This is a genomic window from Acidimicrobiia bacterium (assembly GCA_040289475.1).
In the GTDB taxonomy this organism is placed as follows: Bacteria; Actinomycetota; Acidimicrobiia; order ATN3; family PSLF01; genus PSLF01.
In genome coordinates this window covers 96,888-110,170 of sequence record PSLF01000002.1, presented here as the reverse complement: position 1 = coordinate 110,170, position 13,283 = coordinate 96,888, and the positions used below count along the sequence as shown (strand labels likewise).

Genomic DNA, 13,283 nt, shown 5'->3' with positions numbered 1-13,283 from the left:
CGTTTTAGAAAGATCGATTTAGGAAGATGAATCCCGTGGGGTAATCGCCCAAGTGCTAGAGGCCTTCGCAACCACGCGCCCCGCGGAGTCGGATATTTTGGCCTCTGCAAAAGCGATCCGCCGTCCTTTATGGACCACTTCGCCATGACCGGTTAGCTCTTCGCCCGGCTTGACCGCGCGAAAAAACGAAACCTTAGCTTCGGCTGTGTACACCAGCGCTTTCTCACCTTGTAGAGCTGTAACGACGGTCGAAGCCATTACAGTGTCAGCGAAAGCACAGATGCTTCCCCCTTGGATCACCCCAGCGGGGTTTTCCCATCTCTCGTCGGGCACCCAGCGCCACACCGTGGATCCCGGTCCTTTTTCTAACAGCTCAAACCCGAAAGTTACATCACAGTTCGGCGGTACTTTTAGTTTGACCATAATCCTGTCTCCAACAGATTCTTTTCCAGTGTGCACGTTCTTACGTAAAAGCCTTTGCGATGGCGAAGGGGATGTCCCTATTCAACACGCTCACAAGATCGGTCGAGTCATTACGGCCCGCTGACGACTCGCGAACTCTGCACATCTATTCGTGTGGCCCTACAGTGTACCGGTACGTTCACATCGGAAACTTGAGAACCTTCCTCCTTTCCGATCTCGTTGTGCGGGCAGCCCGCTATGCAGGGTTCGACGTTTACCACGTTATGAACATCACTGATGTTGGGCATCTGGCCGACGAAGTATTCGAGCGAGGCGAAGACAAGATCCTACTAGCAGCCGACTCCGAAGGAAAATCACCCGCAGAAATTGCACACTTCTATGAAGCCGCCTTTTTCGAAGACATCGCCGCGATAGGAATTACAAAAGCCGACTTGTATCCGAAAGCCTCCGAGCACATTCCTCAGATGATCCAGGTAATACAGAAGTTGTTGGATAGAGGCCACGCTTATCTATCTGGAGGCAATGTCTACTTTGACGTCACCACCCTCCCTGAGTACGGAAAGCTGAGCGGCAATACACTCGATGCCCTCCGAGCGGGCCATAGAGGCTATAGCTATGACCCAAACAAGCGGCACCCCGAAGACTTCTTGCTGTGGCGGAAAGCAACTCCCCGGCGTCTCGTCAAATTCGACAGCCCCTGGGGAGAAGGGTTTCCGGGCTGGCACATAGAATGCTCGGCAATGTCTCTTCATCATCTGGGAGAGAGAATAGACATTCACGCAGGAGGGCAGGATCTTATCTTTCCACACCACGAGGACGAGATCGCGCAGACCGTAGGCGTCACAGGAAAGCATGTTGTGAAAACCTGGGTGCACGGAGCCCATCTGTCGATGGGTGGACATAAAATGGCAAAATCTAAATTCAACGATTTGAGAGCCGTACAAATTTGCGAACGCGGAATTGATCCGCTTGCCTTTAGGTACCTCTGCCTAACAGCCAGGTATCGCAAGCAGCTCAACTTCTCTTGGGATGCTCTCGGTGCGGCTGCCAGAGCGTTGACTCGGCTGCGCGATCGATTTGAAGAAGCGGCATCGGAGACTTCCCTGAATCAAGAAAGTATTGACACTTGTGAGCTTTCTCCCATGGCAGTCGAGTACGAGGCGCGATTTACCGAAGCCGTCTGGGATGACCTGGACACCCCTCGAGCGCTTGAGATCGTTCACCGAATGCTAGAGGACGCCAACCTCGACCGTTCAGAGAAAGTTTCTCTAGCACTCCGATGGGACCGGGCGTTGGGAATAGGACTCGTTCCTTTTGCTCGTGAAAAGTTTCAAGCCGCAGGTGAAGGTCATAGACAAGACATCACCGATTCGGAGATACGATCGCTTATTTCACAAAGACAGGCTGCGCGTGAAAGAAGAGATTTCCAGACAGCCGACAGAATACGTAACGAACTCGAATCCCACGGTATTCAGCTAACAGACACCCCAAAGGGGACAGTGTGGAGAACAAAGAAAAAGCTTTGACAGTTGGCGTATTCCCAACTTGCGTTTCTACTGTTGCATGTCCTGCCCTAGTGAGATCAACTCTGTCTTTGCTTAGTGCAGCTGGCTTAGAAGCCGATAGCGTAGCTTTGTACTCTTGCTGTGGCCAACCCGCTTACTCGGCCGGTCGAGTCAGAGAAGCACGCCGAGTTGCCAAAGGGGCCCTAGCGGCGCTTTGGGCTTGGAGCGGTCCTATCGTGACGCCGTCAGGATCGTGCGCCGCGATGATTCGCAAGGTATGGCCTAAGCTGTTCCGGAAAGAACCCTATAAACAACGGGCTATCGCCGTTGCAGGGAGAGTCTTTGAACTAACCGAGTTTTTGGAGCCTCTAAAGATCCCCTTTTTGAAGGTTGCACCTACGCCGATGACGGTTACTTACCACGATTCTTGCCACGGCCTGCGAGAGTTAGGCTTAGGACGGCAGGCGCGCGCTCTTCTTAGTAGAGCCGGATACCAAGTCGTAGAGTGCGACAGCAAAGAGATGTGCTGTGGATTCGGTGGGGTCTTCAGTCAGATGCTCCCCGAAGTCGCCATTCGAATCGGCTTAGACAAAGCAGAGTCCTTGATGAGAGCAGCTCCTCTAGCTTCTGGGGGAGACGCGCCCTGCCTTTTGCATCTCTCTGCATCTCTTAGATCTTTTTCGGGTTCAGAAAGCGAAACCGCCCGAGACGAGAGACAAGCGCTCGATATCACCTCGCTCCGAACACAAGGATCTGAAATGTCATTTAGGCACATAGCGGAGCTACTAGCTGAACGCCTAGACGTAGATAGTGTGCCAGCGGTCAGGCAGGTGAAATAAAAAGTGCCACAGTTGAAGGCGTCTCTGTCGAAAAGTCCCGCCGAAAGTCGAAAGGTCCCTGAATCTCTGCGGGTGCGAGCACGCGTCGGCGCCTCCGATCCTTCCTTAGCGCTTTCGCTGCAATCCGTTCGGAGAGCGTCTATGGCAATCAAGACCATCGCACTCCAAGACTCGAGAGTCCAGTTACTCAAGGCCCGAGGCACCGATATTCGCATCCGATCATCGGAAGCTCTTCCGAACTCGGTGTTCGACCTAAAGAGGTCTCTCGAAAAAAGAGGATTTTTCGTCCACTTCGCGGCCGACCCCAAAGAAGCCCGCCAAATAGTGACCAGAATTGCCCGAGAACACAAAGTACGCAAAGCAGCCAAGTCTAAGTCGATGGCTAGCGAGGAGATCAGTCTCAACTCGGCCCTAGAGTCCGAGGGAGTACAAGTCATAGAGACCGATCTGGGAGAGTTCATCGTTCAATTAGCCAGAGAGAAGCCAGCACACATCCTTGCACCCGCAATCAATAAGAAAGCCTCCGATGTAGCCCAGCTCTTTGTCGAGACCAAAATCGCTAACCCAGAGGAGATAGACCCCCTACAGCCAGATAAACAGCGGCTAACTGCAATAGCGAGACGTCACCTAAGGTCTGTGTTCTTAGATGCGGAGATGGGCATCACTGGGGTCAACTTCGCCGCCGCCAAGGAAGGCGTTCTCGTGGGGATCTCCAACGAGGGAAACCTTCGAATGTGCGTGAGTATCCCCCCGATCCATGTTGCAATAGTACCGATCGAGAAAATCGTGCCTTCCCTTGCAGACGTAGCCACGCTTCTTCCCCTAGTGACAGCTACAGCAACCGGCCAACTTCTTACGTCCTATGTATCACTAATAGCAGGACCTCGCAACGAGGGAGAGATCGACGGCCCCGTAGAGAGCCACGTGGTACTACTCGACAATGGTCGCTCTCGCCTAGCAGGAACCCGATACGAAGCAGTACTGCGCTGCGTGCGCTGCGGTGCCTGCCTTAACGCCTGTCCTGTGTACACGAGTATTGGTGGACATGCCTATGGGACGACCTACATGGGACCAATCGGAGCAGTTCTTGCCACCTTGATAGAGCATGAGGGTCCGTCTCAGCTTCCCTATGCCTCCTCTCTGTGCGGAGCTTGCACAGAAATATGCCCAGTATCAATCCCGCTTCACGAAATGTTGTACGAGCTACGAGCGGATCCCCGCCACGGGCACCAGGGGATGGCATTGAGAGCTATCTTCTCGGGATGGTCGATGATTTGGGACTCGTCTCTTGAGTTTCGGATTTCTCAGAGCCTTGCGGCCCGCCTGATCGCCATAGCTGCTAAAGCTGGACTCGGAAAAATCGAGACGGAAGGGCCCGGGGGCAGCTCGCAACTAGTGCTGTCCAACAATGCCTTGGGTAGAGCTTTGAAAAAAGCTCTAAGGCGCAGCGAAATCCCTATGCCAGCTCCCCCTCCGACCCCTCGGATTCCTCCTCCCCGACAACTTGAAAACCTTCGTGCGCCAGCTGCACATCAACTTTCAGCTTCCCGAGGCAATCATGCTAACGAATCACGTGAACGTATGAGCATCGACACGCCAGAAATTGCCAGCTACCCTCTTTCCAAATCTCCAAATTCTACGAACAATAATCGTGAAGAAGTACTCATAGAAACGTTTATCTCGAACGTCGCTCGCAACGGAGCCGAGGTACAACATATTCCAAGCGCAGCTCTACCAGAACGGCTTGGTCCGCTTCTAGAGGACATTCGAGTAGCGACAATTGATCCTGCTACGTTAAATGCTCCATATGGGCACAGCATCGCCAGCTTGCTAGAGTTCCACGGCATCGCATGCGTAGAAGGCGAGGCGCGCAAGGTTGCCAGTGCCGAGATTGGATTGGCGACCCCACTTTTGGGAGTGGCCTCGACGGGAAGCTTACTCTTTGACTTCGCTAAAGGGCGTCCTCGCCTCACCTCCCTGTTACCTCCTGTGTTAGTGGCCATTGTTCCGGCGTCCTCCGTTGTCTGCTCGTTGAACGAGGCGTTTTCGAGGCTAGAAAATGTTGGGTTACTCTCTGGCGCTGCATTGGTCTCTGGGCCATCGAAGACTGCAGACATAGAGATGACTCTCGTAACCGGTGTACATGGTCCAGGGCAGCTGTGGGTGTTCGTTCTGAACTGAGCGTGAGAGGAGAATCTGTATGCTCGAGTACTCCGAACAATTAAGGATGATGCGGGAAACGATTGAGCCTATCGCTGCATCGGTGTATTTCGCCCCAGAGACGATTCAAAGACTGCAAGCCTTGCATCTATCACCGCTAGAAGCTTATTTCTGTGGGCGATCCGCAGCGATGGGACGTCTCACCGGCCCTTCCGTTTCTTCGATCTTCGCTTTTTTCAATCCAAAGATCGCCGAAAGCTCCGTAGAAAGCGGGTGGAACAAAACTGATCCGCCTTCTGTAGTAGACGCTCGTCTAGACGCTGTTGCGTCCTACATGGGCCGGGTCATCCCGTCCGAGCCGACAAGTGATGTCAAAGCAACCATTGACTTGCTCAGCTCGGTGGTGGATTCAGTGCCAGACGCCGGCAGACCTCTCTTTGGCGCTTGGCGCAAGATAGAGATTCCTAACAAGGACTGGCGTCTTCGACTTTGGAGAGCATGTGATTTGTTCAGAGAACATAGGGGCGCTGCCCACACCGCCGCCTGGCTCGTCTCAGGCATTGCGCCTCGCGAGGCAGTGGTGCTTTCCAAGCACTGGTGGGGCCTTCAATCGAACGCCTACCTAGCCGTTCACGGGTGGAGCGAAACCGATATTTCTGAGGCTGAGAGCGTTTTAGAGTCACTTGGATATCTAAATGAATCGAGGGTCACGCAGTCGGGAATTGAGTTGAGGGACGAGATCGAGGACCTCACAGACAGAATGCAAATAGACATTGTTCGCGCGCTATCTGGAAAGTTCGGTCAGATCACCCAGGCATTGACACCTTTCCGAGACGCAGTCTTACAAGCAGGCGCATATCCAATGCGCCAGGTACCAGCTCGCAAGTGAACTCGCTCGCTATCACAAGTACGTAAGCACCGTGGCTAGGCCTTTAAGATAGAGCGCGCAATGAGTTCCACTGCCGAATCAGCGGTCAACCCCAAGGCCCTTGTGTTCCTGCTAGGAACCTCCTCTTCGGAGCTGGCAACCCGTGTCAGCGAGGCAGCTGCATCTGCGGGAGTCGGGTTAAGACTAATCGAGACTGCCCCTCATCTTCTCAGAGTGGCTCAAGAATCTCCCCCGGATGCTGTGTTGCTGGATATCGAGTTAGGAGGAGGACTCAGTGCCTCCGAAACACTTTTCGCTTTGCTCGATGATCCCGCGACGAGCCAAGTCCCAGTTTTGCTGATTGGAAAGATAGCGGAAGACAACCTATCGACTCTCGCCAAAGCTGCAGTTGCTTTCCAAGGTGTAGATGTTTGTCCCAACGAGGACAAGCTGTTTCTGGAGCTGAGAATTAGATGGCTCGCTAAAACTTGCAGATGCGCGGCGGAAGTACAAAGCTTACGAGCCGAAATTCAAGATTTGGTTACAACAGATCTTACAACCGGCTTGTACAACCACCCCGAGACCATGAGGCTACTTCGCTCTCAGTGCAAGATCGCCGATCGATACGGCCGGGATCTTTCCGTCATTTATGCTGACGTAGACTATCTGGGCTTGATCAACGAGCAGCACGGATATGAAAAGGGCGACGACGTATTGAGAGCTTTCGCCTCAGTAGCCAAAAAAACGGTAAGGGCGGCAGACCTTATCGGTCGCCTAGCCGGAGGGGACTTCTTGCTAATACTTCCCGAGACAGCGCTCGAGGGAGCCAGAACTCTAGCAGAGAGAATTAGGTCATCATTCGAATCCGATGCAGCTTTAGAAAAATCGGGGTTGAAGATTCCTGTTACCGCCAGCCTGGCATGTGGGCAAAAATCCCGATCGGAAGATGAACACTCTCTGGTAGCGAGAGTTTTGAGAGCTTTACGAAATGCCAAAGCAACGGGGCGCAACAGAGTCACGGTAGCGGCTCCGCCAACTTCGTTTCAGACCATGGCCCCCTAGCCTACTTGTGCTCGTTGGAGCTTTGCCACCCGCTGTAGGAAAGAAGCTTTTCGGAGAAAGCTGGTGCATAGGCCTGGCTGTGCTTCTCGCAGCAACAGTATCCGCAACAGCTTGTGGAGTCGTAAACACTACCCGAGAAAAAGGTCTTGGCTCGGAAGGCTATTACGAGTTCATAGAACCTGACAGTTGGTGGCGAATTCAGGTGCCTCGAAGATGGACGCCTGCGAGGATCGAGCTAGACGGCTCAGTCACTCAGCTGGCTCAAAAACCCCCAAGTACGTCGGGGTCGGCAACCTCACCACTGAGAGATCCCTTATCTACGGAAGTGATTTATGTGTTCCGCCCGCCAGACGCCCTTGATAAATGCAAGGCTTTATGTCCTGCAGGTAATGTGGAAGAGCTAGCGGTTATCGCCCGCTCCCGGCCAGAGAACGGAGTCGAGGAGACTGCCTCAGTAGTCCTCAGCTCTCTGGATCCGAACAGTCTAGTCAGCGTCGTAGAGGTCCCGTGTCCTAATGGCCTAAGGTGTTTTTCCATCGCATTGGACTCGCTTGTGGCGCACACCCGCATAACCTTTGTGGATGTACCCTCCCAACAACGGCTGTACCAAATCAAAACATCCGCTTCTTCGGATATGTGGCCCGATCTAGAGTCGCTTTTCGCTCGTTCGATCACAAGCTTTATGCCGCTGAGATCCCTTTGAAGGTCCATGACATCAGCCCGATAGGCAATGATTGAATCCAAGAGGACGTTGTCAATTGCTGGCGCTCGATAAATCCGATAAACTTTATCGGAATTGTTGCAGATTGCAAATTCCATGCGTATTCACGAATGCCGCAGAATTCCTCGAGGAGAGACTGGCATGTCCTCAATGATCGACTCTAGAATCCCCCGATTCAATCAAGCCGTTCTAGCAGCGGTCGTTTTTGTCTCGTTTCTGATTGGGTTTTTCTGGACAGTCCCATTGTGGGCGATTTTTTTGCTGGGGGGAGTTATTGCGGGCCCCAGAGGCAATCCAGTGCAGGCGCTGGTTCGCTATCTCGTTCTCCCCCGGCTCGGACCGCCATCGTCGGTCGAGGATGCTCGTCCTCCACGCTTTGCTGCATCACTGGGATTTTTGTTTCTCTCGCTATCCACCGCTTCGTACCTAGCGGGACTGCACACTGTTGCATGGGCTTTAGCACTTCTCGTTGGGGGTCTCGCAGCTGTCGCTGCACTCTTCGGCTTGTGCATTGGATGTGAGCTTTACGTATGGATCATGAAGTCGAAGGGTAGATTTTTACAGCCCAAAAGCGGCGAGCTCATATGAGCAAGGCGACGTTGTTTTACGGACTCTGCTAATTGTTGGGAAAATAGTCCGTGGTAGTGAGGCTGCTAGTTTCAACAGGTATATTGGGCGCCGCTTTAGGGGTTGGATATCTATGGCGGAGGTCCGTATACCCCACGCTGCACGACCAGGTTCCACCCCTCGTTGGCTCTCCTGTTCACACAGCATTTGCTCGCAATGTTCGATTTCTGGTTTTTACATCTAGATACTGCATTTCCTGCGGTGAGCTCAAACGAGCTTTGGAGCAGGGTACTGTGGGGTGGAAAGAGGTTCCTGTGGAACAATACCCGGAGGCGTTTCGGAATCTAGGGATCGACGCGACGCCCGTCTTGATCGAGCTATCACCCGAAGGAATCATAGTGGGGTGTTGGGGTCCGGCCTCTGTGGAGGAGGCAAATCGAGTGATCCGGGCTCGCAACCGTCAGCTCCACGAGGCGACACCGAGCCATTTATCGACTGAGATTGTTCCCGGCAAAAACACACTCTCTTGAGTACGATGCTGAGGTCTCAGAATGTTTTTGCCCGCAAGCTTCTCACTCTTGAGGATTCCGCAATACTTCGGATGGGTATGTTCTCGCTGCAGCGGCAGCGGGCAAGAGAGAGGCCATCCCAACGATCGTAGCGCTCGCTAGTACTAACCAAACTGCCGTCGTGAGGACGGACAGCAAATTCACCGATCCTCCGCCTCTGGCATAAAGGCGGGCTGCGACAACCGAACCCACAAAAGAGCCAACAAAGGACCCCATAACCGCCATTGTCATGCCTTCGGCAGCAACCGATGCAAAAACCGCGGCCCTCGAAGCCCCCAAAGCCCGCAAGATCGCAAGCGATCTTGTTCTGGCTCGCACAGCCCTCGTCACCACAGCGACTTGGGATGCTATTGCAACCACTACGCCTAGAGACAAAAATACTCGAAGCATTGCCGATACCAAAGTCCGCACTTTAAACTTCTCGCTCACAACTTCCGAGGCAAAGATAACTTTGGCTCCATAGCGATAAAGCCTTCCTTGCAGGCGGGCCTTGAGGATCGAGACGTCTTTGATATCGGAGCTCAGTTTGAACAAAACAGTCGTCGGACGGAACTCGCTACCTCCTCCGGCGAATTCGCCCGGAGCTGCATAAACTCCAGGAATCGCACCGTTGAGGGCAGTAATGCCAGCGAGATTGTAGTACGTATTGGTTTCAGGGTCGTGAAGAACCGCCGACGCCGGACTCACGAAACCTAAATCGACTGCCCCCTCGCTCATAATTACCCACCGTCTACCATCGGGGGGATTTTCATCGAAAAGAGCTTCCCAGGCCTCTCTGTCACTCCCGAACTTGGAATTGCGACCTCGTAGAGGAATAAATCCCTCCTCTCCATCGACGGCGACTTCTTTCGGAATTTCGTAGACGCGAACGACCTGACGCCCACCCGATACAACTCTCATAAATTTCTGAGTCGTCCTCAAGGTTTTGATGCCCTCAGTAGCTCCCACTCCCTCGGCCGAAAGACCTGCTTCGACAAGGCGCGTTGGATCCGCAGACTCTGAGGTTCGCACCTCCACTACCCCTGTCCATTTACCGAGCTGTTCTTCTTGAAATCTTTTGAAATCGCTTTTTTCTAAGCCGAACACGCCTAGGACCATTGCCAGCACCGCGACAGCCGAAGCGGAAGTCTGAACTACGAACCAAGTAGCGCCACGCCGTTCCCTCAAGTTGCGTGCGCTAGTTCTCACTGCAACCATTCGCGCGCCTACTCTATTTAGAAACGCCGCCAAAATGGACTCCGCAGGCCCTATAAGCGCCACTATCACCCCCACAGCGGCGATCAGGAAAACCGCAACCACGATCACTGGGAGTGCACCGAACTCGGGGGGCTGAAGGTCCCTTCCCAAGCGCGCTTCTACGTACACAATCCATGAGACCACCGCAGCACCTAAAACCCCCACAGCTGCCCGTCGGAAATAAGATCTCGCGACTAAAAGAGCCATTCCAGCGGCGACTAAGGCAGGTCCTAGGTAGATGAATGTCGGATTCTTCGCCCGAAAGTCGATGGCAGCTCCACCCGCTCCCAATGCAATGAGGGCAAGGCCTCCACCTAGCACGGCCAAGGCAGGGAATCGCAACGGCCGCTCTCGGCCTGTCACCAATTCTGCAGGGCTATACGAGAGCAAAAGCGCCGAGGACATTCGGCTCAGCGCTGCGGTCACTAAAATCCCGCTACTTGCTGTGATGGCGACCAAGTAAAGCGGGATGGACACGACAGGCTCGAAACTCGAGAGTTTCACTGAAATTGCCTGACCCCCAACACGCACGGATAACCACACCACCGCAGAGCCAATACCAAGACCCAAGACAATCCCAGGCACAGCCAGCGCCAATGCGGTCACGTCGTTGGATGCCGCTATGTCTCGACGCCGCATGCCTACGGCGCTCACTACCCCAAACAGGCGCTTGCGCTCCGACAAAACTAAGTACAACAGTGTTCCAAGCAGGCCCAGCGCCGACAGAACCGAGAATGAGCCCAACTCCAATAGCTGAGCGACCTGGGAACCGCCGATCCTGCGAGCTGTCCTTGCGAGATTGGCTTTGTGGTACCTAACGACCGGCCGGGTACCTCGCTGGGCCAAAGAGTCAAAGACATCCTTGAGGCTGGAAATCTCAGGCTCTGCCTTGGACATCGCGGAGTCCGGCGACGAACCGACTGGCGTTCCTACGTTCACAAGCACTTCGGTTACGGCAGGAATAGCATCTAGGTACCCCTCGGGAACAAACACTGACAAAACAGAGCTCTCGAAATCCTCGCTGTAGCCCGCCATGCCCTTCGGCTCGAGAATCCGCGCGATGCGGAATCGGTCAATTCGGTCTCCAATTACTAGAGCGATCTCTTCTCCTTGGGCAGCTCCCAGACGAACTGCTAAATCTCTGCTAAGGTACACAAATCCCGGATCCGGCCCACTTTCCGGAAGGCCATAAGCCTTGCCTTGGGAGAAAGAGGCCAATTCCTCGTAGCGATAGTCGTAAGCGATTGCGAGGGGCTCTGCCATCACCGACGCTGCGGTCGCCTCTACGCCTTTTCCATCTTGGTACTCCCTCTGTCCTACAACGACATCCGCAGGAGTCACAGCCGACACCTGAAGCGCTCTCAGGGTTGTAGTCGTGACACCGGCCCGCTCCGCCAACGCGCTTCTTATCTGAACCGCCCCCTCCCTAGCTGCTGGTCCCCTCAAAACAATTGAGACGTCAATTGGCCCCAATCTTGATCCCTCTATGCCTTCCAGCGATGCCTCGAGAGACTGTCCAATGCCAATGGCTGAAAAAAGCAGCGATACAGCTAGGGCGATTGCTGTGGCGGCTGCAAAAGTCTCTACTGGAGCAGAGATAAACCTACGCAGCCCCAGACGCCAGACAACACTTCGCGGACGAGCTCGAATTGCCGTCCACACAATGGCAGCAACGCCACTGCCTCCTATAGCCAAGATCGACCACGCAACCCGAGAACTCACTAAACCAACCCCCGATCGTTTACAAGCTCACGCTTGAGAAAGCGTTGAGTCGATTATTCCCGAGATTTAGCCGCAGAAGGGCTTTACTCTTTCGAGAAGGTCTTGTGAATCAAAAGCCGGCCACGGTACAGAAGTACCATTCGCAGCCCCATGCTTCGGAGACTGATGTGACCGTTGAAAAGCCGAATGCAAGTTTTAGCGTAACGATAAAAATTTCGGTCCCTAACGCGCCCGGTTCCTTGGGAAAGGTAGCGAGCGTTATCGGAGAACAAGGCGGCGACATCGTCGCGATCGATGTCGTAGACTCCCACTCCGATTACGCGACAGACGAAATCACTGTCAACACGGTCGATGACTCTCACGCTCAACGCATCAGAAAGGCGTTGGAGGAATTGGGCGATGGTTTCCACGTCCACTCTGTCTCCGACCGGACTTTCCGGCTGCACCAAGGCGGAAAAATCGAGGTTCGCTGCAAATCGCCTATAAAAAGCCGGGACGACCTGTCGATGGCCTACACCCCGGGTGTCGCACGTGTTTCGAAAGCTATCGCCGACGACCACCTGCTCGCTCGTGACTACACCATAAAAAAGAACACCGTGGCTGTGGTGACAGACGGAACTGCCGTTCTGGGTCTAGGTAACATAGGTCCTCTTGCAGCTCTACCAGTTATGGAAGGAAAAGCAGCGCTGTTCAAGGAGTTCGCCGGCGTCGACGCCTTTCCCATTTGTTTGGACACAACCGATGTCGACGAGATCGTCGAGACTACGATCCGAATAGCCCCAGTGTTCGGAGGGATCAATTTAGAAGACATCTCAGCACCGCGCTGCTTCGAGATTGAGGACATGTTAAAGCAAGCCCTCGACATACCGGTGTTCCACGACGACCAGCACGGAACAGCTGTGGTCGTGCTTGCTGCACTCCGAAATGCCCTCTCGATTGTCGAGAAGTCCATGAGCGAGATTTCAGTCACCATCGCAGGTGCAGGCGCTGCAGGAGTAGCCATAACCCAGATCCTCACCTCAGCGGGAGTCCCCGACATCGTCGTATGCGATCGGGGAGGCATTTTGCATCCAGACAGAGACGACCTCAACGAGGTCAAGCGAGATTTGGCCGATAGAACAAATCCAAGGAGGATATCCGGATCCCTTTCGGATGCTATGAAGGGAGCCGATGTTTTCATCGGTGTATCGGGCCCCAATTTGGTGAGCCGGGAAGACGTCGAGTCGATGGCAAAAGACCCGATCGTCTTTGCTTTGGCAAACCCCGATCCTGAGATCAGACCGGAAGCGATCTACGATGTCGCCGCAGTTATAGCCACAGGACGAAGCGATTACCCTAATCAGATCAACAACGTACTGTGCTTTCCAGGTGTGTTCAGAGGAGCTTTGGATGCAGGTGCCACTGAGATCAACGAAGAGATGAAGCTCGCAGCAGCAGATGCGATAGCAGCATGCGTTCATAGTCACGAAAGAACGCCTGATTACATAGTTCCCTCGGTTTTCAACAAACAAGTTGTGCCGGTCGTCGCCAAGGCGGTTTTTGCCGCCGCGCACGAAACGCGAGTGGCCACCCGGTAAATGAGTTTTTCAACACAGGCCGCACGACCCCCTC

At 53.9% G+C, this 13,283-nt stretch carries 11 protein-coding genes; 9 read left to right on the top strand and 2 right to left on the bottom strand.

Annotated elements, in window-relative coordinates:
- Positions 1 to 18: 18 nt before the first annotated feature.
- On the bottom strand, positions 19 to 459 hold the full coding sequence (locus tag C4318_02010) for an aromatic compound degradation protein PaaI (protein ID MER3453919.1): 441 nt from the start codon (positions 457 to 459) through the stop codon (positions 19 to 21).
- A 23-nt stretch (positions 460 to 482) separates the two neighbouring features.
- Here C4318_02010 and C4318_02005 point away from each other — a divergent pair, with 23 nt between their 5' ends.
- From C4318_02005 to C4318_01970, 8 genes are all read left to right on the top strand, one after another.
- Complete coding sequence (locus C4318_02005) at positions 483 to 1,949, top strand: cysteine--tRNA ligase (GenBank protein ID MER3453918.1); 1,467 nt, start codon at positions 483 to 485, stop codon at positions 1,947 to 1,949.
- The gene (locus C4318_02000) at positions 1,925 to 2,767 is read left to right on the top strand and encodes an oxidoreductase (protein ID MER3453917.1); all 843 of its coding nucleotides are present in this window, start codon (positions 1,925 to 1,927) and stop codon (positions 2,765 to 2,767) included. The genes C4318_02005 and C4318_02000 overlap by 25 nt, the downstream gene beginning before the upstream one ends.
- Before the next feature lie 141 nt (positions 2,768 to 2,908).
- A complete protein-coding gene (locus C4318_01995; GenBank protein MER3453916.1) occupies positions 2,909 to 4,948 on the top strand; it encodes a hypothetical protein in 2,040 nt (679 codons plus the stop codon).
- Between the two features lie 19 nt (positions 4,949 to 4,967).
- On the top strand, positions 4,968 to 5,816 hold the full coding sequence (locus C4318_01990) for a hypothetical protein (GenBank protein MER3453915.1): 849 nt from the start codon (positions 4,968 to 4,970) through the stop codon (positions 5,814 to 5,816).
- Positions 5,817 to 5,876: 60 nt separating this feature from the next.
- Positions 5,877 to 6,857 carry a hypothetical protein gene (locus C4318_01985; protein MER3453914.1) on the top strand — a complete coding sequence of 327 codons (981 nt, stop codon included), beginning with the start codon at positions 5,877 to 5,879 and terminating at the stop codon, positions 6,855 to 6,857.
- A 7-nt stretch (positions 6,858 to 6,864) separates the two neighbouring features.
- Entirely contained in the window at positions 6,865 to 7,560 is a 696-nt protein-coding gene (locus tag C4318_01980) for a hypothetical protein (GenBank protein MER3453913.1), read from the top strand.
- Between the two features lie 114 nt (positions 7,561 to 7,674).
- Positions 7,675 to 8,166: a DUF4395 domain-containing protein gene (locus C4318_01975; protein MER3453912.1), complete on the top strand. Its 492-nt coding sequence runs from the start codon at positions 7,675 to 7,677 to the stop codon at positions 8,164 to 8,166.
- Positions 8,167 to 8,216: 50 nt separating this feature from the next.
- Positions 8,217 to 8,675 carry a hypothetical protein gene (locus tag C4318_01970; protein ID MER3453911.1) on the top strand — a complete coding sequence of 153 codons (459 nt, stop codon included), beginning with the start codon at positions 8,217 to 8,219 and terminating at the stop codon, positions 8,673 to 8,675.
- Positions 8,676 to 8,717: 42 nt separating this feature from the next.
- Here C4318_01970 and C4318_01965 read toward each other — a convergent pair whose 3' ends face one another.
- On the bottom strand, positions 8,718 to 11,612 hold the full coding sequence (locus C4318_01965) for a hypothetical protein (GenBank protein MER3453910.1): 2,895 nt from the start codon (positions 11,610 to 11,612) through the stop codon (positions 8,718 to 8,720).
- A gap of 227 nt (positions 11,613 to 11,839) precedes the next feature.
- Between C4318_01965 and C4318_01960 the strand changes: the two genes are divergently transcribed.
- Entirely contained in the window at positions 11,840 to 13,249 is a 1,410-nt protein-coding gene (locus C4318_01960; protein MER3453909.1) for an NAD-dependent malic enzyme, read from the top strand.
- Positions 13,250 to 13,283 lie beyond the last annotated feature (34 nt).